The organism is Rhizobium sp. SVR5-9E (assembly GCF_056755095.1).
On sequence record NZ_JBNDHS010000043.1, the window covers coordinates 1 to 20,075 of the forward strand.

Sequence of the window (20,075 nt, forward strand, 5' to 3'; positions counted from 1 at the left end):
ATGCCGTGCGCAAACGTCCGGGCATGTATATCGGCGACACCGACGATGGTTCCGGCCTGCATCACATGGTCTACGAGGTGGTCGACAATGCGATCGACGAGGCGCTCGCGGGCCATGCCGATATTGTCACTGTCGCGCTCAATCCCGATGGGTCTGTCACCGTGACCGACAACGGCCGCGGCATTCCGACGGATATCCATAGCGGCGAAGGCGTGTCTGCAGCCGAAGTCATAATGACGCAGCTCCATGCCGGCGGTAAGTTCGACCAGAATTCCTACAAGGTTTCCGGCGGTTTGCACGGCGTCGGCGTTTCCGTCGTTAACGCGCTTTCCGTCTGGCTCAAGCTGAAAATCCGCCGCCAGGGCAAGATTCATGAGATGAGCTTCACGCATGGCGTGGCCGACGCGCCGCTGAAGGTGACGGGTGACGCTGGCAACGAGACCGGCACGGAAGTGAGTTTCATGCCGAGCACCGAAACATTCACGATGACGGACTTCGATTACGCTACGCTGGAGCACCGCCTGCGCGAGCTTGCGTTCCTGAATTCCGGTGTCCGCATTTTGCTCACCGACAAGCGCCATTCGGATATCAAGCAGGAAGAGATGCGCTATGACGGCGGCCTCGAGGCCTTCGTTGCCTATCTCGATCGCGCCAAGAAGCCGCTGGTCGACAAGCCCGTTGCAATCCGCGGCGAAAAGGATGGCATCACCGTCGAAGTGGCCATGTGGTGGAACGACAGCTACCACGAAAATGTACTGTGCTTCACCAATAACATTCCGCAGCGCGACGGCGGAACGCATATGGCCGGCTTCCGCGCCGCGCTGACGCGCCAGGTCGTGTCCTATGCCGACAGCTCGGGCATCACCAAGAAAGAGAAAGTCACGTTGCAGGGCGAAGACTGCCGCGAAGGCCTGACGGCAGTGCTGTCCGTCAAAGTGCCTGATCCGAAGTTTTCTTCGCAGACCAAGGATAAGCTGGTTTCCTCTGAAGTCCGGCCGGTTGTCGAAAGCCTTGTCAACGAGGCGCTCAGCACGTGGTTCGAAGAGCATCCGACGGAAGCAAAAGTGCTTGTCGGTAAGGTTGTCGAAGCCGCTGCCGCGCGCGAAGCTGCCCGCAAGGCCCGCGAACTCACGCGCCGCAAGGGCGCCCTCGATATTGCCTCCTTGCCCGGCAAGCTTGCCGATTGCTCCGAACGTGATCCGGCCAAATCGGAAGTCTTCCTGGTCGAGGGCGACTCTGCAGGCGGTTCCGCCAAGCAGGGCCGTTCGCGAGAAAACCAGGCGATCCTGCCGCTTCGCGGCAAGATCCTGAACGTCGAGCGCGCCCGCTTCGACAAGATGCTTTCGAGCCAGGAAATCGGCACGCTGATCACCGCGCTCGGCACGGGCATCGGCAAGGACGAATTCAACGCTGAAAAGCTTCGGTATCACAAGATCATCATCATGACGGATGCCGACGTCGACGGCGCCCACATCCGCACGCTGCTGCTGACCTTCTTCTTCCGTCAGATGCCGGAGCTGATCGAGCGCGGCCATCTCTATATCGCCCAGCCTCCGCTTTATAAGGTCTCGCGTGGAAAGTCCGTTCAATATGTGAAGGACGAAAAAGCGCTGGAAGACTATCTGATTAGCCAGGGACTAGAGGATGCGGCGCTGAAGCTCGGAAGCGGCGAGGTCCGTGCGGGGCAGGACCTCCGGGAAGTCATTGTCGATGCGTTGCGCTTGCGTGCGTTGCTCGACAACTTGCACTCGCGCTACAACCGCGCTGTCGTTGAGCAGGCGGCAATCGCCGGGGCTTTGAACGCCGAAGCGGTGAGCGATCGCGCTCGGGCCGAACAGCTTGCCGGCGAAGTCGCCAAACGTCTGGACATGATCGCCGAGGAAACCGAGCGCGGCTGGGAAGGCGCCCTCACCAGCGAAGGCGGATTGCGGTTGGAGCGCATGGTGCGCGGTGTCAAGGAAATCGTGACGCTCGACATGGCTCTGATCGGTTCGCAGGACGCCCGCCAAATCGATCAGTTGTCGTCGCGTCTGAAGGAGATCTATCATATACCGCCGGCGCTTTCCCGCCGCGACGGCGATGTGGAAATCTCCGGCGCGCGTGCTTTGCTTGATGCCATCTTCGCTAGCGGCCGCAAAGGGCTGACCATGCAGCGCTACAAGGGCCTCGGTGAGATGAACGCTGAGCAGCTCTGGGAGACGACGCTCGATCCGAACGTTCGTTCGCTATTGCAGGTAAAAGTCAGCGATGCGACGGATGCCGATGGTCTTTTCGCCCGCCTGATGGGCGACGAAGTCGAGCCTCGGCGCGAATTCATCCAGGACAACGCGCTGAGCGTGGCGAACCTCGATATTTAATGGAAGTGCTTTGACCAAAAGGCGCGCTCTACGGACGCGCCTTTTGTTTTGCGGTCTCAATTCGCGATGAATTTGCCGTTGAAGGCGACGTCCGAGAGCGGCTTTCGGTGGCTCGGTACTTCGCGTTCCTGATTTTGCTCCGAGAGAACGCTTTTGTCGGCGAGACGACCGAGGGCAATGCCCGCCTCGACGCGATAACCCTCCGGGATCGCAAAGGCCTCTTTGATCTCATCGAGTTTGATTCCGGCCATGCCGTGAGCATAGAAGCCTGAGAAACGTGCCTGCAAGGCAAGATGCCCCCAAGCAGCACCGGCATCGAACGAATGCGTGTAGCTCCGCTTGTTTTCCGAAAAATCGCCGCGAAAGCCGCGCGAGACGACGAAGATCAGCGCGGACGCATGCTTTGCCCACTCCTGATTTGATTCGACGAGCAAACCGAGATGCCTTTCGAAGTGTTCGGTACCTTTGAGCGCGTATATGAAGCGCCAGGGCTGCAGATTGCTGGCGGACGGCGCCCAATGCGCGGCATCCAGGATCGTCAGCAATTGCTCTTCGCTTATGATTTCGCCGGTAAAGGCGCGCGGCGACCAACGATTGAGAAACATGGCGTCAATCGGATATTCGGATTTGCGGCTATTGGCTTCAGTCATCTTGTTTCCGGGTGTTGGGGGCGGGATGTGCCGGATCATATTGCCCGCCGAAGGAACTTTGCAAGCCAACCCATTCCAAAGGGGGCGTTCCGTGAACGGACGCCAGGAACGGGTTATGCTCACGGCTCGCCATCGATGCCTGGCTTTGTGCAGGGAAAATTTTCGAGAGTGCGTACCGCTCAGGCGAAAAGCTGTACTGACAAGTACGGCTAACTGGTCCATAGGTGGCACGTCTATTTTCGGTAAGGAGGATATCTCATGAAGCTGATGCGTGTTGGCGAATCTGGCCGGGAAAAGCCGGCTCTGCTCGATTCCACTGGCAAGATCCGCGCTCTTTCGGCCCATGTCGCTGACATTGGTGGCGAAGCGATTTCGCCGGCCGGTCTTGCGCGGATCGCAGCGCTCGACCCGCAGAGCCTCCCGGAGCTGGCGCCGAGCCGCATCGGCGCCTGCGTTGCAGGCACGGGGAAGTTCATCTGCATCGGCCTCAACTTCTCGGATCATGCCGCCGAAACCGGCGCGACCGTTCCGCCGGAGCCGATCATTTTCATGAAGGCGACCTCCGCGATCGTCGGCCCGAACGACAATGTCATCATCCCGCGCGGTTCGGAAAAGACCGACTGGGAAGTCGAACTCGGCGTCGTCATCGGCAAGACCGCAAAATACGTTACCGAGGCTGAAGCGCTGGACTACGTCGCCGGCTATTGCGTCTCCAATGACGTTTCGGAGCGTGCCTTCCAGACCGAGCGCTCCGGCCAGTGGACGAAGGGCAAGTCCTGTGACACCTTCGGCCCGATCGGTCCGTGGCTCGTCACGAAGGATGAGATCGCCGATCCGCAGAACCTTGGCATGTGGTTGAAGGTCAATGGCCAGACGATGCAGAACGGTTCTTCGAAGACGATGGTTTACGGTGTTGCCTATCTGGTCTCCTATCTCAGCCAGTTCATGTCGCTGCATCCGGGTGATGTGATCTCGACTGGCACACCTCCGGGCGTTGGCATGGGCATGAAGCCGCCACAGTTTCTCAAAGCCGGCGATGTCGTCGAGCTTGGGATCGAAGGTCTCGGTACCCAGAAGCAGACTTTCGTCGCAGACCGCTGACTTCGCCGATCTTTTAACGATTGAAGCGCATCATGATGCCGGGGATTTGATAGCCCCGGCATTTCTTTTTGCGGTGCGGACCCCTATGTTGCTATGCAACAAAAGCCTGTTAATCTGCGTTTAAGTGCCAGCAGAGATGATGGAAAGAAGTGTGTGCCTGCCCCCAAAGGCGCCGTCTTTTCCGATAAAGAAAGGTGGCGCATCCTATGTTTTATCAACTCTATGAATTGAATCATGCCATGGTAGCGCCGTTCCGCGCTGCCGCCGATGTGATGCGGCTCGCCTATACCAACCCGCTCAATCCGTTTTCGCAGACGCCTCTCGGCCGCACATTTGCTGCCAGTTTCGAAATGTTCGAACGCACGACGCGCCGTTACGGCAAGCCGGAGTTCGGGCTGAAGGAAACGGTGATCGGCGACAGCAAGGTCGCAGTTCGTGAAAAGATCGTCTGGTCTCGACCCTTCTGCAACCTTCTCCATTTCGAACGCGACACGCCATCGGGCCACAACGATCCGCGAATACTGATTGTTGCACCCATGTCCGGTCACTATGCCACGCTGCTTCGCGGTACGGTCGAGGCGTTGCTCCCAAGCGCCGATATCTACATCACCGACTGGGTCGATGCCCGCATGGTGCCGATGACGGAAGGCACTTTCGATCTCAACGACTATATCGATTACGTCATCGAGATGCTGCATTTCCTCGGTCCCGATACGCACGTGGTCGCCGTATGCCAGCCCTCGGTCCCGGTTTTGGCGGCTGCCTCTGTCATGGAAGAGGCCAATGATCCATTGTCGCCGTCGTCGATGACGCTGATGGGCGGACCGATCGACACCCGGATCAATCCGACCGCGGTCAACAAGCTCGCGGAAGACAGGCCGCTCGAGTGGTTTGCCGAAAACGTCGTGATGAATGTGCCGTGGCCGCAGCCGGGCTTTATGCGCCCGGTCTATCCGGGCTTCCTCCAGCTATCGGGTTTCATGTCGATGAACCTCGACCGCCACGTGATCGCCCACAAGGAGTTCTTCATGCATCTCGTGAAGAATGACGGTGAGCCTGAGAAGCACCGCGATTTCTACGACGAGTATCTTGCCGTCATGGACCTGACTGCGGAGTTTTACCTGCAGACCGTCGATCAGGTTTTCAAGAAGCACTCGCTGCCAAAGGGCGAACTGGTTCATCGCGGCAAACGCGTCGATCCGGCCGCAATCCGCAATGTGGCGCTTCTGACCGTCGAGGGCGAGAACGACGACATCTCCGGTGTCGGCCAGACACAGGCAGCCCAGACGATCTGCATCAATATCCCCGAGGATATGCGGATGCACTACCTGCAGCCGGATGTCGGCCACTATGGCGTCTTCAACGGATCGCGCTTCCGCCGCGAGATTGCGCCCCGCATCGTCAACTTTGTCCGCGAACACGCTCGGGCCGCGAAACCTGCCGTGAAGCGCGTCATTAAGGGCGGCAGATCGGCCTGAGTTAGCGTCTGCTGATTTAAACTTGGCCATTCAAGGGCTTGTCCGATTTCATAATCGTTCGTCTTGAAGGGCTGCGTAGCGGTAACCACATCGATTTTCAGCGTTCGGTATTCTGCCGGACGCCGAAAGGGAGGATACCGCACGATGAACCAGTCAGCATTGCTCCGCCCGGATTGGACTCCGGCTACCATTGCGTTGATGGTGCTCGGCTTCGTGGTCTTTTGGCCTCTGGGCCTGGCCATGCTTGCCTATATCATCTTCGGCGAACGCCTTCGTGGCTTCAAGCGCGATACGAATAACGCGACTGACAGCTTCTTTTCAGGCTGCCGCCGTTCGCACGGCCGCTACCGCCCGCATTTTTCGACCGGCAACGTCGCCTTTGACGACTGGCGGAAGGCTGAACTCGACCGCCTCGAAGAAGAGCGCCGGAAGCTCGACGAAATGCGTGAGGAATTCGATACCTACATGCGCGAGCTTCGCCGCGCCAAGGACCAGGAAGAATTCGACCGTTTCATGCGCGACCGCAAGAATGCAAAGCGCGATGACAACGGCCCGGTCGCCGAGTTCCAAACACCTTGACGGACTTAATGGACCTCACCTAACCGGCATCCGACGATGCCGGTTTTTCTTTGCCTGAATTTCCCACGAATCGTATAGAAATGCCCTATGTTTCCGCTTCTTTCAAAGCCGCGGCGGTCTGCCGCCAGAAAGCCTGCGCCGCCTGAAACGCGGACGCTTGATGTGGCGGGGCGGCTGATGCCGCTGACGATCAAGCAGCATGATCGCGCAACGCGGATCACGTTGCGGATCGAGCCCGGCGGCAGGGCGCTGAAAATGACAGTTCCGAAAGGGCTTGCGTCACGCGAGGTCAATGCGTTCCTCGATCGTCATCAGGGATGGCTGCTGACGAAGCTCGCAAAATTTTCGGTCGACAGCGCGTTACACGATGGCGGCGAGATCCTCTTCCGCGGCATCAAGCAGCGGATCGAGCACACCGGCAGCCTGCGTGGTCTAACCGAAGCCGTCGTGATCGATGGCCGGCATGTGCTCAAGGTCAGCGGCCTGCCGGAACATCTCGGCCGCCGAATTGCGACGTTTCTGAAGAAGGAGGCGCGCGCCGACCTCGAGCGGCTCGCTAACGTCCACGCGCGTTCGATAGAGGCACCGATCAAGTCGATTTCCATGAAGGATACGCGCAGCCGCTGGGGTTCATGTTCGTCGGAGGGAAATCTGAGTTTTTCCTGGCGCATCGTCATGGCGCCTGCCTCGGTGATCGATTATCTGGCCGCGCATGAGGTGGCGCATCTCAAGGAGATGAATCACGGCCCGCGTTTCTGGGCGCTCTGCGGCAAGCTCTGCCCGCATATGGAAGAGGCGAAATCCTGGCTGAAACGCCACGGCAGTCAGCTTCACGCGATCGATTTCGATTGAGTGCGGGCCGTTCTAAATTAAGCGCCAGTCGCAAATTGGCTCGACTCTTTTGCCTTTTCGTGTCACTCCGCTGCCATGAAACCCGATATCAAAATCTGCGGCCTGAAAAGCGCTGAAGCGATCGACTGTGCGTTGAAGCGCGGCGCGAGCCATATCGGTTTTATCTTCTTCGAGAAAAGCCCTCGCTATATCGAGCCGGACATTGCCGGAAAGCTTGCCGAACCCATACGCGGCAAGGCGAAGATAGTGGCCGTCGCGGTCAATCCGACAAGCGACGAGCTCGATGAGATTGTCGCGCTTCTGAAGCCGGACATGATCCAGCTTCATGGCGACGAGAGCCCCGAACGTGTGTTGACGATAAAGGCTGTTTACGGCCTTCCGGTCATGAAGGCATTCTCCGTTCGCAGCGCCGACGACCTGAAGCGGGTCGAGGCCTATATTGGGATCGCCGACCGGTTTCTGTTCGATGCCAAGCCGCCGAAAGGGTCTGAACTTCCCGGCGGCAATGGCGTTTCCTTCGACTGGAGCCTGCTTGGCTGGCTTGACGACAGCGTGGATTACATGCTTTCCGGTGGATTGAACAAGGACAACATTGCAGAAGCTTTGGCAATTACCAAGGCGCCCGGCATCGACGTGTCGTCTGGTGTGGAAAGTGCGCCCGGCGTTAAGAGCGTTGCCATGATCGATGAGTTTTTCGATGCGGTTGAAACGGCCTGCGAGCCCCAAGCCGCCTCAGGGAGTTGAGTGTGAACCAGACGCCAAAACCAAATTCCTTCCGTTCCGGCCCCGATGAAGACGGCCGTTTCGGCATCTACGGCGGACGTTTCGTTGCCGAAACGCTGATGCCGCTGATCCTCGATCTGCAGGAGGAATGGAACAAGGCCAAGGATGATCCGGAATTCCAGGCCGAATTGAAACATCTCGGCGCTCATTATATCGGCCGGCCGAGTCCGCTTTATTTCGCCGAGCGCCTCACGGCTGAGCTTGGCGGCGCGAAGATCTATTTCAAGCGCGAAGAGCTCAACCACACAGGCTCGCACAAGATCAACAACTGCATCGGCCAGATCCTGCTTGCCAAGCGCATGGGCAAGACGCGCATCATCGCCGAAACCGGTGCCGGTCAGCACGGCGTCGCGTCTGCGACCGTTGCCGCCCGCTTCGGGCTTCCCTGCGTCGTCTACATGGGCGCGACCGACGTCGAGCGTCAGGCGCCCAACGTTTTCCGCATGAAGCTGCTTGGCGCTGAGGTTAAACCCGTCTCGGCAGGCCACGGCACGCTGAAGGACGCCATGAACGAGGCGTTGCGCGACTGGGTCACCAACGTCGACAACACCTATTACCTGATCGGCACGGCTGCCGGCCCGCATCCCTATCCGGAAATGGTCCGGGATTTCCAGGCCGTGATCGGCACCGAAGCCAAACAGCAGATGCTGGAGGCCGAAGGCCGTCTGCCGGATCTCGTCATTGCTGCCGTCGGCGGCGGCTCGAATGCCATCGGCATCTTCCATCCTTTCCTGGATGACGAGAGCGTCAAGATCGTCGGCGTCGAAGCGGGCGGCAAGGGTTTGCAGGGCGACGAGCACTGTGCGTCGATCACCGCCGGCTCGCCGGGCGTTCTCCATGGCAACCGCACCTATCTGCTGCAGGACGGAGACGGCCAGATCAAGGAAGGCCATTCGATTTCCGCTGGCCTCGACTATCCTGGTATCGGCCCCGAGCATTCCTGGCTGAACGATATCGGCCGCGCCGAATATGTGCCGATCATGGACCATGAAGCGCTCGAAGCTTTCCAGACGCTGACGCGTCTCGAAGGCATCATTCCTGCGCTGGAGCCGTCGCATGCACTTGCCGAAGTGATCAAGCGCGCGCCGAAGATGGGCAAGGACGAGATCATCCTGATGAACCTCTCGGGCCGCGGCGACAAGGACATCTTCACCGTCGGCAAGATTCTGGGAATGGGTGCATAAGTCATGACCGCACGTATGGATAAACGCTTTGCCGATCTGAAGGCCGAGGGCCGCCCGGCGCTGGTCACCTATTTCATGGGCGGCGACCCCGACTATGAGACCTCGCTCGGCATCATGAAGGCGCTGCCGGAAGCGGGCTCGGATATCATCGAGCTCGGCATGCCCTTTTCCGATCCGATGGCCGACGGTCCGGCAATCCAGATGGCCGGCCAGCGCGCGCTGAAGGGCGGGCAGACGCTCGCGAAGACGCTGCGGCTGGCAGCCGATTTCCGCAAGACGGATGATGCTACGCCGATCGTCATGATGGGCTACTACAATCCGATCTATGTCTACGGTGTCGAAAGGTTCCTGGACGATGCGCTTGCCGCCGGCATCGACGGTCTGATCGTTGTCGACCTGCCGCCAGAAATGGACGATGAACTCTGCATCCCGGCAATCCGGAAGGGCATCAACTTCATCCGCCTGGCGACGCCAACGACCGACGACAAGCGCCTGCCGACCGTGCTGAAGAACACGTCGGGCTTCGTCTATTACGTTTCGATGACCGGCATTACCGGTTCGGCTCTGCCCGATCCATCGCTGGTCTCCGGCGCGGTGAAGCGCATCAAGCAGCACACTGATCTGCCCGTGTGCGTCGGTTTCGGCGTGAAGACGGCCGACCATGCCAAGGTCATCGGCAGCTCGGCCGACGGCGTTGTCGTTGGTACCGCAATCGTCAACCAGGTGGCGACGAGCCTGACGGCGGACGGAAAGGCGACGGCTGATACTGTTCAGGCCGTGGCCACGCTCGTTCGCGGTCTCTCGTCCGGGACACGTTCGGCACGCCTTGTTGCTGCCGAATAGATTTCCCACATTGGCTGCAGTCAATCAGGAGTTTTCGACTTGAACTGGATCACCAACTACGTTCGCCCACGCATCAATTCCATGCTGGGCCGTCGCGAAGTGCCGGAGAACCTATGGATCAAGTGCCCGGAAACGGGCGAGATGGTCTTCCACAAGGATCTGGAAGAGAACAAGTGGGTCATTCCGGCCTCGGGTTATCACATGAAGATGCCCGCGAAGGCGCGCCTTGCCGACCTGTTCGACAATGGCGAATACGAGTCGCTGCCGCAGCCAAAGGTTCCGCAGGACCCGTTGAAATTCCGCGATTCCAAGAAATATACGGATCGTCTGAAGGACAGCCGCATCAAGACCGAACAGGAAGATACGATCGTCGCCGGCGTCGGCAAGGTTCGTGGCTTGAAGCTCGTTGCCGTCGTGCATGAGTTCAACTTCATGGGCGGCTCGCTCGGCATCGCAGCCGGGGAGGCGATCGTGCGAGCCTTCGAGCGCGCAATTTCCGAGAAGTGCCCGCTGGTGATGTTCCCGGCATCGGGTGGCGCGCGCATGCAGGAAGGTATCCTGTCGCTGATGCAGTTGCCGCGCACGACCGTTGCCGTCGATATGCTGAAGGAAGCAGGCCAGCCCTATATCGTCGTGCTCACCAATCCGACCACGGGCGGCGTCACGGCGTCCTATGCGATGCTGGGCGATCTGCATCTGGCGGAACCGGGCGCCGAAATCTGCTTCGCCGGCAAGCGGGTCATCGAGCAGACGATCCGCGAGAAGCTGCCGGAAGGCTTTCAGACGTCGGAATACCTGCTCGAGCATGGCATGGTCGATATGGTCGTCAAGCGCCATGATATTCCCGAGACGCTCGCGCGCGTGCTGAGTATCCTGACAAAGAAGCCGGCCGCGTCGGTTGCGGTGAACGGTGGCGCGATCGCTTTGGCGGCGAGCGCCTGAGCGAATAACCGGCTTGGACGGGGTGCTGAATGATACCCAGAGGCCAGACTGCAGTGAGTGAAGCGGCACAGGAGATCGACAAGCTCTTGGGATTGCATCCCAAGGGCTTCGACCTTTCGCTTGAGCGCATCACGCGCCTTCTCGAAGTTTTGGGTAATCCCCAAAGCAAAATGCCGCCAATCATCCATGTCGCCGGAACGAATGGTAAGGGCTCGGTTACCGCCTTTTGCCGGGCGCTGCTCGAAGCGGGCGGTTACAGTGTTCACGTTCATACCTCGCCGCATCTGGTCAATTGGCACGAGCGCTATCGGATGGGTGTCGAGGGCGGCTCCGGTCAGCTCGTTGATGATGCCATCTTCGCAGACGCGCTGCGTCGCGTTGCAGAGGCCAATGCAGGGCAGAAGATTACCGTCTTCGAAATCCTGACAGCGGTGACTTTTCTGCTTTTTTCCGAGCACCCGGCCGATGCGGCAGTCATCGAAGTCGGTCTCGGCGGCCGTTTCGACGCGACGAATGTGATTTCCGATCCGGCCGTGTCCGTCATCATGCCAATCTCGCTCGACCATCAGCCCTACCTTGGCGACCGGGTCGAACTGATCGCCGCCGAAAAGGCCGGCATCATGAAACGCGGCCGTCCGGTCGTGATCGGCCAGCAGCCCTACGACGCCGCCCTTGAAGTGCTGATGTCGACGGCAGAAAGGCTACAATGTCCGACTGCCGTTTTCGGCCAGGATTACATGGCGCACGAAGAATATGGTCGCCTGATCTATCAGGATGAGTTCGGGCTCGCTGACCTGCCGCTGCCGCGCCTTCCCGGCCGCCATCAATATGCCAACGCTGCGGCCGCAATCCGCGCCGTCAAGGCAGCCGGGTTCGTCGTCACCGAGGCGATGATGGAAAAGGCGATGAGTTCCGTCGAATGGCCCGGGCGGCTCCAGCGGCTGATGGAAGGCCGTCTGATGGCTCATGCCCCGGCCGGTGCCGAGATATGGGTTGACGGCGGGCACAATCCCGGTGCCGGCGAAGTGATCGCCGAGGCGATGGCGAATTTCGAGGAAAAGCGGCCGCGGCCGCTCTATCTCATTACCGGCATGATCAACACAAAGGATCCGATTGGCTATTTCAAGGCCTTCACAGGACTGGCCGAGAAGGTGTTTTGCGTACCGATCCGCGGAAGTGACGCGATGATCGATCCGGTGATCCTGTCGAACGCTGCCTATGATGCGGGGCTGGTGGCAGAGCCGGTATCGACGGTCGGCGAAGCTTTGGACGCGATCAAGGCGATCGTTGATCCGCAGGCTGCGCCGCCGAGAATCCTGATTGGCGGCTCCCTTTATCTTGTCGGCGATGTCCTTGCCGACAATGGAACACCACCGAAATGAAAAAAGCCCGGTCGAAACCGGGCTTTTCTTTCAATGTGCAAATCCAATTAGGCGGCGTTCGAAATCCAGCTCGAAAGAGCGGTCTTCGGGGCAGCACCAACCTTGATATCGGCAACTTCACCACCCTTGAAGATGGCAAGCGTCGGGATCGAGCGAACGCCGAACTGAGCTGCCAGTTCCGGGTTTTCGTCGATGTTGAGCTTGGCGACCTTCACCTTACCGGCGAGCTCGGTTGCGATTTCCTCGAGGCTCGGAGCGATCATTTTGCACGGGCCGCACCACTCGGCCCAGAAATCCACGACGACGGGTTCTGCGGATTCCAGGACTTCCGACTGGAAGTTGTTGATATCGACTTTCACGGTAGCCATAGGCTGCTCCTTTAGCGGAATTGCTGTTGAACCACATGTGATGGTGCGGTGCCGAACTTTCAATGTCCGGTATTTCACTTTGTTTTGAGTCCTGCAAGCGCCAATTCGAGCGCGCTCTCGGTCAAAGTATGGACGGTAGCGTTCTCCGTATAGACCAGCATGCAGTCGATACGCTTGCCGGGATAAAGCGGCGCCAGGATTTCGCGGTAGATCGCAAGCTGCGCCTGATGCGCGAAAGGAATATCCTTGGCCGTCGCGGGCGGCATGCGGTTGGTCTTGTAGTCGAGGATAACGACACGGTCGCCGAACACCGCCAGCCGGTCAACACGGCCGGATACGGCATAGTGCCGTCCTTCCAGGGTCAGCGTGCCCATGATCGAGACTTCCGGCTGGGCGTGCGTTGAAAGGACGGGCTGAAGACCATCATCCGCCAATAGTCTCAAAACCGAATCGACCAACTGCTGCCGCTCGCTGTCCGGCCAGAAACGCGCAGCGCGGTTCGCGTAGCGCTCTGCGGCCGCCGGCCGCTCGTGCGGAGCAAGGTCGGGCAGCGTCTGCAGCATGCGATGGACCAGGCGCCCCTTTTCCAGTGACCGGTCAGAGCGGGCCTTTTCTGAAAAAAGCGGCGAGGTGACCAGCAAATCATCCGCTTCCTCATCGATGATCGTTCCGGCACCGGATGGGCTGAGCGGTCGCGGCAGTTGCCTTTGCGGTGGGAGCGGCTTGAGAATGCCGGCGGGTAGATGCTCCTGCCGGTTCTTGTCCTCCAGCTTTACTGACTGCTCGAAGCTTCGGCTCACCTGCGGCACGCGCCATTTCACGCCCGTCCATTCGCCATCGGGACCGTCGAATGTCGCGGGCGTGACATGCGGATGGCTGTCTGCCATCGCCGATGAAATCATCATGTGCCAAGTGTCGTTGTTCGGCCTGATACCACGATACCCGCAGACGATCAGCCGGTCGGCGGCGCGCGTCATCGCCACATAGAGCAGCCGCCGGTATTCCTCTTCCGCCAGCTTTTGAAGTCGCGCCGCATCGGCCTGCGTCATCGAATTGGCAAGATCACCGACCGGAACCCAGACCGGCATCGGAGGAGCTTCCGCGCCTCTTTCGATCAGGCGCAGCTTCGGCATATGTGTATGCGTGAAGGCTTTCGAGCCGCCGTCGACAAGGAAGACGATCGGCGCTTCCAAGCCCTTGGAGGCGTGCACGGTCATGATCCGGACTTCATTGCGGCCCTTGTCCTGTTCGCGCTTCACCTCAGGTGCTTCGAGCTCCAGCGTCGAGATGAAGGATTGCAGGCCGGGCAGACCGGCGCTTTCCTGATCGAGCGTGAACGTCAGGAACTCGTCCAGAATATCGCTGACCTCAGTGCCGAGGCGCGCCAGGAACTGCCGCCGTCCGCCGTGAACGCCTAGAACGCGCGAGTAAAAGTCATGAACGGACAGGTCTCGCGATTGGCCGATGAACAGTTTGAGCCTGTCCGTCGCCGCCGCGTACCGTTCGTTACCGTCTGCCGCAAACTTCTGGAGGTGAGCCCAGACGCTTTCATCGTCGTTTCGCAACCCCGCGAGCGTAAAGACATCATCCTCCGAAAGGTCGAAGAGCGGACTTTTGAGCACGGCTGCCAGCGAAAGATCATCCTGCGGCAAGAGCAGGAAGCGGCCGAGAGCCAGCAGGTCCTGAACGGCGATATGGCTGGTAAGCCTGAGGCGGTCGGCGCCGGCGACCGGAATGTTGTTGCGCCGTTTCAGGGCCCGGGTGAGCGCATTGACGAAACTATCGCGCTTTCGAACGAGGACGAGGATGTCGCCGGCTTCGATCAGGCGCTCCTTGCCCTTCTCGACGATCGTCTCGCGGCCGACAAGCCGCTCGATGGTAAAGGCCATACGCCTGGCAAGGATCGCAGCCGGGGCGCTCTCCGGCGTCGCATCGAACGGCGCCGTCCAGTCCTCGTCCTTTACGGCAACTTCAGGCGCGATCATCTCCCAGAGATCGACGGCGCCCGGATGACCGATCCGGCTGGAGCGGTGGACGACCGGCTCGTCAACGGCGCTGAGGCCGCGAGCGTTTTCCGGCGGCGTAAAGACATGGTCGACGGCGGCGAGAACATCGGACGTGGATCGGAAGGAAAGGGGCAGGCGCACGGATGAAAACGCCTGGCCGCTCGCCGAAACGCGTTTCCGGGTACGGTCACTCTCCTCGGAGAAGCGCTCCGGGCGGGCGCCCTGGAAGGAATAGATCGACTGCTTCTCGTCACCGACGGCAAAGAGCGTGCGCACCACCGGCCGCGCGCTTTCGCCGGAAAAGAAATCTTCCGCCAGCGACTGGATCACGCTCCACTGGATGGGGCTCGTATCCTGCGCCTCGTCAACCAGAATATGATCGATGCCCTGATCAAGCTTATAGTGGATCCAGGGCCCGACGCCGCTTTTCGTCAAGAGATCCGCGGTTCGGGTGATGAGATCTTCGAAGTCCAGTTGGCTGCGCTGTTTCTTCAGATCCTCGTAGTCCCGGTTCAGGCGGTCGGCGAGGATAAGCGCCGCGTGGGTCGCATCGAACATGCGCATGATTTTGACGCGATCGCGGCAGGCAACGACGTGCGCCCGCGCGGCCGCGATGGCATCGGTCAATTCCGGTGCATCGGAAAGCATGGCTTTGACGGTGAATTGCGAATCGGACTTGGGTTCGCCATTGGCCTTCAGGAATATCTTCTCAAGCAGCTCGGCCCGCCTTGCCGGGGTCCGCTCACTGGAGGCCTGGCGCAGCCCATAGGCCACTTCCTGAGCTTTCGAACCGCCTTTCTGGGCGGCTAACGTGATGTAGAGATCAAGCGTCAGACCGAACAGGCCGGGCAGGGGCCAATACTGCGATGCAATCCCGGCTTCGGTGTCACCGGCGGACAGCCCGAGCGCTCTGCGCAAGGCAGCTGCGACACCCCCCTGTTGTTCAGCTTCCGCCATGAACCGGCGGATTGCGTTGCGGTTCGCGACGATCTCGCCGAGCAGCGTCTCCAGCCCGGTCTCATCCCCGAGATTGAGCACATAGGAAAAGGCGTCGGCCAGATTGGGATCCTGCTCCGGCGTGGTGGCGGTCAGCAGCGAGCGCCGGGCATCGGCAAGCAATGTCGCCGCGGCGCGATCGTCGAGAACCGAAAAATGTCCGGCGACATTTGCCTCCAGCGGAAACTGGTGCAGCAAGGCTTCGCAGAAGGCGTGGATCGTCTGGATTTTCAGCCCGCCCGGCGTCTCCAGCGCCTTGGCGAAAAGTCGTCGCGCTTCGGCAAGCTTGAGCTCGCCCGGCGTTGCGCCTTCGATCTGCGCTATCCGGCTTCTCAGTTCCTCGTCCGGCAGCACCGCCCATTCGGCCAAGCGCTGGAAGACGCGGTTCGACATTTCGGAGGCCGCCGCCTTCGTATAAGTCAGGCAGAGGATGGCAGAGGGCCGCGCGCCGGAAAGCAGAAGCCGGATAACGCGCTGCGTCAGCACATGCGTCTTGCCGGAACCGGCATTGGCCGAAACCCAGGCCGACCGCGAAGGATCGGAAGCAATCGACTGCTGGATCGTCGTCCAACTGATCCAGGCGCGCGGATCGTCATCTTCAGGAAGTGCGGTCGGATCATTCATCGCCGCCTCCTTCGTCACTCTCGGCCGTCGACCATTCGGACACGCGCGCGAGGTGATCGTAGTCGCCGCCGAAATCGAACTGCTGCGCCGGGATCAGCCGCGACGTGAAGCCGCGCTCGCCCGATTGCAGCAGGGAGACGAATTTGACGAGCTGATCGATCGATTCATTCGCAAGGTCGAGGGCCGACTTTGCCTTGTCGCTGCGCGCAGAGGTCTCGTTGTTGACCACATCGGCACGGAATCGGCTGCCGGGCCGAAGGCGCACATAGATGAGATCCTGCGGCACCAGGCTTCCGGCGTCACGAAACGCACCGGCGCTCAGAGCTGCCGCTTCGAGCGCCAGCTGCGGATCAAGAAGCGCCCGCGCCTGCGCGGGTGATGGATTGGAGCCGGTCTTGTAGTCGATGATGTCGGCAGCGTTAGGCCCGGTAACATCGATGCGGTCGGCAACACCGGTCAGCCGGATATTGATGCGCTCGAGCTCCACGCCGCCGCGGACCTCCGTATAGGTCTTGCGGATTGCCGGCCCGCGCTCGGCTTCCCATTCGAGGAACGCCCGGCCGACCTCGCGGAAACGCGGACGCCACACCGCATCAATGTGCGGCGGCAGATGCCCCATGTCGAAGAGTTCCGTCAGAATCCTCTCCATCGCCTCTGCGGCTTCCGATGTACCGGCAATATGGCCCTCGCGGACAAAGCGGTCGATGATCGTGTGATAGAGCGTCCCGCGTTCCGCAGCACCCGGATCGCGATTGAAGGGATCGACTGCGTCGAGCCGCAGGATGCGCCGAGCGTAAATTGAATAGGGATCGCGCCGCAGGCGGCCGACTTCGCTGAAGGAGTAGGATTTCGGCTGCAATTCCAGAGGCGGGGTGGGCGAGGGCCGTTGCGCCGGTGCCTGGCTCCTGCTTTCGTCGAGCAGGTTCACCCAATGGACGAAACGGTCGCCACGCGCCTTCAATTCCCGCTCGAAAACCTCGCCGCCGAGCGCCAGCAGCCGCTGCAGCCAGCGCGAAGCGACGGTCGGCGTCGAGCCTTGCCGCAACGCGCGCGAATAGATCAGGTGCTGCGTGCCGTTCGCCATCTCGAAGTCGTGCGCGAGCTGACCGATGCGCCGCTCCGGCGGCTCAAGGCCGATTTCCATCTTCATCATTCGTGAGACGAAAGGATTGTTGGCGGTCTGACCCGGCCAGGAGCCTTCATTGAGGCCACCCAGGATCAGCGTATCGACGCTTTGCAGACGCGCTTCGAGTGTGCCGAAGATGAAGACGCGCGGGTGACTGAGGGCGCGTGGTTTGACTGCCTGCCCGGCCGAAAGCGCCGCGACGATATCGATCCATTGCGGCCCATCTGCTTCGATCTGGCCATCCGTCTCGATCACTTCGCCAAGCAGGCTTGCGAGCGAAGCGCCCGCTTCGCCGCTCCACAGGCTGGCAAGATTGCCCCGCTGATCGACCGCGACGGCTTCAAGGGCGCGCCCGGTCCGCTCAGCCCAGTCTGAAAGCGTGAAACTGGCGGTCAATCCTCGGCCACCCGGCCCATGCCGGACAAGCGCCGATGCCAAGGGTTCGGTGGCCGTCGCCACGCGCCGGGCAAGATCGCGTGCTTGCTCCGCCGCCTCCGGCGGAAGCGATTTCCGCCAGTTTGGCGCATGCCTGTCTCGGGTCTGCTCGGAAAGCTGGTGTTCGAGCAGGGGCTCCAGAGCGCTGATGTCAACCTCGGCAACGCCGCCGCGCAAAGCCAGCAGTTCCAGCGCCTCAACGGCTTGCAGGAGCGCGCTCCGCTCAAGGCCAAAGCGAGCGAGGGGGTGTTTGAGCAATGCAACGATAGTGACCGGATCGCCAGGCCGGAGCGTTGCCTCGAGAAGCAATTGCAGAAGCGTTCCCTGCTGCATGGCAGCAAGCGGCGTGCCAGCCGAGTCGTCAGCCAGAATGTCGAAGCGCGAGAGCTCGGACATCACGCGCCGGGCGAGGTTGCGGTCGGGCGTGATAAGCGCTGCCTGGCTTTCACCGTTCCGCCCCGGTTGCTCGAGCGCCAGCCGGAGCGCAATGGCGATCGCGGTTGCCTCCTCCCGCTCGTTTGCGGCTTCGATCAGCGCAACGTTGGAGAAGGCCGATGCCAATGCTTCATCCGGTAGGTTGCTCGCCCAGTCGCCCCAGCCGCTTGTGGCTTCTGCCGGCGCAAGGGCATGCGATAGAATTTCTGCGCGGCGTCTGAGATCCGCCGGCGCCTCTTCAATCGCCGCGACGTCGCTGCGCGTGAGCGTCAGGCGCTTGAGGAGAGAGGAGAGGCCGTATTGCGGATGGCTGCGGCTTGCCGGGTTTTCGCGCTGGCCGGAGGCCGTCTCCGGCGCCACCAGTCGCCAATGCGCCTCCGGCATGGAAAGGTCGAGACCCGGCAGCACGATCACACCTTCGGGCAGATTGGCGACAGCAGCAATGAGGTCTGCGGTCGCGGGCATCGAGCCTGTGGATCCGGCAATGATGATCGGCCCAGCAGGTGTGGCCATTGCAAGCCGGTTCGCCTCCGCGCGCAGGATCGCATTGCGATGCCGCGCCAGTGACGATTTACCGAGTTCGGCAAGCCGATCGGGCCAGAACGTGCCGGCAATCTGCAGGAATTCCGCAGTCAGCTGCCACCAGAGAGCATGATCCTCGACATCGAGCTTCGAGAGCTCGGACCATTCGCGATCCTCGGTCTCAATGGAGTCGATCAGTTCGGCAACGTTGCGGGCAAGCCAGATCGCATCCGCCGGGCTTGCCGGCGCCACCAACGGCGAGTCGGAGTGGATATGCCGCACGATCTCCGGCAGCTTGTTGCGCCAGGCGAGGATGAGGCGGGCAAGCTCCAGCAGGCGCGCCGTGTTCGAAAGCGGCTGAGCGAGGTCAAGGGTTGCAGGCAATGCCTCGTCAAAGTAGCCGCTGTCGTCATCCGTCTCGCCGAGCGGGCGGATGACCGGCAGGATCGCCGAACGGCCGCCGAGAAGATCGACGAACTCCGAACGCAGCACGCGGGCGGCGCGTCGCGTCGGCAGGTAGATCGTCACCCGCGAAAGCGAAAGCGGATCATTCGGGTCGTGCCGGAAAAGCGGCGTGAGCCGTCCGTCGCAGAGTGTCGCAGCCAGCGTTTTCAGGAAGGGCACCCCGGCCGGTATCGTGAATATGCGTGGCTGATGGCGCTCGCTCATGCCTCACGCAAACGTCCGGAATCGCCGGATCGTCTCCTCCGCTTCGTCGATCGCCTCAGGTGTTCCGACTGTCAGCCAATGGCCTTCAAGCATCGTACCCGACAGGCGCCCGCGCTCAATTGCCTTATCGAAGTAGATGTTGAGGTTGAATGCATCATCGGTGGGCGCATCGCCCAGAAACGATGTGTCCATGGCGATCGACCCGGCATAGACGACCGGGTTGGAATCGCCTTCGCGGTAGCGCGCGAGCTTGCCTTCCGGGGAAAGGCTGAAGTCGTTCTTGCCGTTGTGGCCAGTGGTATCCGCGAGCTTGACGCAGAGCATTGCCATATCCATGCGATCCGCGTCGTAGAATCCGGCTAAGCGTCGAAGATTGCTCGGCCGGTCGGAACGCTCCCCGATCCAGAAGAGATCGGCATTGGTAACGAAAACCGGGCCGCGATCGAGCAGCTTCAAGCCTTTTGCTAGGCCGCCGCCGCTGTTCATCAACCGGTCGCGTTCGTCGGAAATGATGATCTCGAGCGCGTTATAAGCCTTCAGATGCGCGACCATCTGGTCGGCGAAATGGTGGACGTTGACGACTGCTTTCTCGACGCCCGCTTCCGCAAGCGAGTCGAGTACGTAGTCGATCATCGGCTTGCCGGCGACCCTCACCAGCGGCTTGGGCATCGTATTGGTGATCGGGCGCATGCGAGTGCCGAGGCCGGCCGCCAGCACCATGGCTTGTTTGATGGTCATCTGAT

15 protein-coding genes are annotated in these 20,075 nt (G+C 60.7%); 10 read left to right on the forward strand and 5 right to left on the reverse strand.

The window, feature by feature from the left end; translation table 11 throughout:
* On the forward strand, positions 1–2,357 hold a 2,357-nt coding region (gyrB, locus tag ACPYOJ_RS19160), incomplete at its 5' end, for a DNA topoisomerase (ATP-hydrolyzing) subunit B (RefSeq protein ID WP_481417668.1).
* Positions 2,358–2,413: 56 nt separating this feature from the next.
* Here the strand turns inward: gyrB and ACPYOJ_RS19165 are convergent.
* Positions 2,414–3,007, reverse strand: a complete 594-nt coding sequence (locus tag ACPYOJ_RS19165) for a nitroreductase family protein (RefSeq protein ID WP_168831876.1) — start codon at positions 3,005–3,007, stop codon at positions 2,414–2,416.
* Between the two features lie 258 nt (positions 3,008–3,265).
* Between ACPYOJ_RS19165 and ACPYOJ_RS19170 the strand changes: the two genes are divergently transcribed.
* The 9 genes from ACPYOJ_RS19170 (at position 3,266) to ACPYOJ_RS19210 (ending at position 12,151) form a co-directional block, all read left to right on the forward strand.
* Positions 3,266–4,108: a fumarylacetoacetate hydrolase family protein gene (locus tag ACPYOJ_RS19170; RefSeq protein ID WP_481417669.1), complete on the forward strand. Its 843-nt coding sequence runs from the start codon at positions 3,266–3,268 to the stop codon at positions 4,106–4,108.
* A 206-nt stretch (positions 4,109–4,314) separates the two neighbouring features.
* Complete coding sequence (locus ACPYOJ_RS19175) at positions 4,315–5,586, forward strand: polyhydroxyalkanoate depolymerase (protein ID WP_481417670.1); 1,272 nt, start codon at positions 4,315–4,317, stop codon at positions 5,584–5,586.
* 144 nt (positions 5,587–5,730) lie between these two features.
* Positions 5,731–6,165, forward strand: a complete 435-nt coding sequence (locus tag ACPYOJ_RS19180; protein ID WP_481417671.1) for a DUF2852 domain-containing protein — start codon at positions 5,731–5,733, stop codon at positions 6,163–6,165.
* 87 nt (positions 6,166–6,252) lie between these two features.
* On the forward strand, positions 6,253–7,017 hold the full coding sequence (locus ACPYOJ_RS19185; RefSeq protein WP_481417672.1) for a M48 family metallopeptidase: 765 nt from the start codon (positions 6,253–6,255) through the stop codon (positions 7,015–7,017).
* A gap of 75 nt (positions 7,018–7,092) precedes the next feature.
* Entirely contained in the window at positions 7,093–7,761 is a 669-nt protein-coding gene (locus ACPYOJ_RS19190; RefSeq protein WP_481417673.1) for a phosphoribosylanthranilate isomerase, read from the forward strand.
* Positions 7,762–7,763: 2 nt separating this feature from the next.
* Positions 7,764–8,984: a tryptophan synthase subunit beta gene (gene trpB / locus ACPYOJ_RS19195; RefSeq protein WP_481417674.1), complete on the forward strand. Its 1,221-nt coding sequence runs from the start codon at positions 7,764–7,766 to the stop codon at positions 8,982–8,984.
* A gap of 3 nt (positions 8,985–8,987) precedes the next feature.
* Entirely contained in the window at positions 8,988–9,827 is an 840-nt protein-coding gene (trpA, locus tag ACPYOJ_RS19200) for a tryptophan synthase subunit alpha (protein ID WP_168831883.1), read from the forward strand.
* A gap of 39 nt (positions 9,828–9,866) precedes the next feature.
* A complete protein-coding gene (gene accD, locus ACPYOJ_RS19205; RefSeq protein ID WP_168831884.1) occupies positions 9,867–10,769 on the forward strand; it encodes an acetyl-CoA carboxylase, carboxyltransferase subunit beta in 903 nt (300 codons plus the stop codon).
* A 29-nt stretch (positions 10,770–10,798) separates the two neighbouring features.
* The gene (locus ACPYOJ_RS19210; protein ID WP_481417675.1) at positions 10,799–12,151 is read left to right on the forward strand and encodes a bifunctional folylpolyglutamate synthase/dihydrofolate synthase; all 1,353 of its coding nucleotides are present in this window, start codon (positions 10,799–10,801) and stop codon (positions 12,149–12,151) included.
* 47 nt (positions 12,152–12,198) lie between these two features.
* On the opposite strand, the gene trxA is transcribed toward ACPYOJ_RS19210, so the two are convergent.
* The 4 genes from trxA to ACPYOJ_RS19230 form a co-directional block, all read right to left on the reverse strand.
* The gene (trxA, locus tag ACPYOJ_RS19215) at positions 12,199–12,519 is read right to left on the reverse strand and encodes a thioredoxin (RefSeq protein ID WP_168831886.1); all 321 of its coding nucleotides are present in this window, start codon (positions 12,517–12,519) and stop codon (positions 12,199–12,201) included.
* A gap of 74 nt (positions 12,520–12,593) precedes the next feature.
* A complete protein-coding gene (addA, locus tag ACPYOJ_RS19220; protein ID WP_481417676.1) occupies positions 12,594–16,145 on the reverse strand; it encodes a double-strand break repair helicase AddA in 3,552 nt (1,183 codons plus the stop codon).
* Positions 16,138–19,332: a double-strand break repair protein AddB gene (gene addB, locus ACPYOJ_RS19225; protein ID WP_481417677.1), complete on the reverse strand. Its 3,195-nt coding sequence runs from the start codon at positions 19,330–19,332 to the stop codon at positions 16,138–16,140. The genes addA and addB overlap by 8 nt, the downstream gene beginning before the upstream one ends.
* A gap of 3 nt (positions 19,333–19,335) precedes the next feature.
* The gene (locus ACPYOJ_RS19230; RefSeq protein ID WP_481417678.1) at positions 19,336–20,070 is read right to left on the reverse strand and encodes a nucleotidyltransferase family protein; all 735 of its coding nucleotides are present in this window, start codon (positions 20,068–20,070) and stop codon (positions 19,336–19,338) included.
* Positions 20,071–20,075 lie beyond the last annotated feature (5 nt).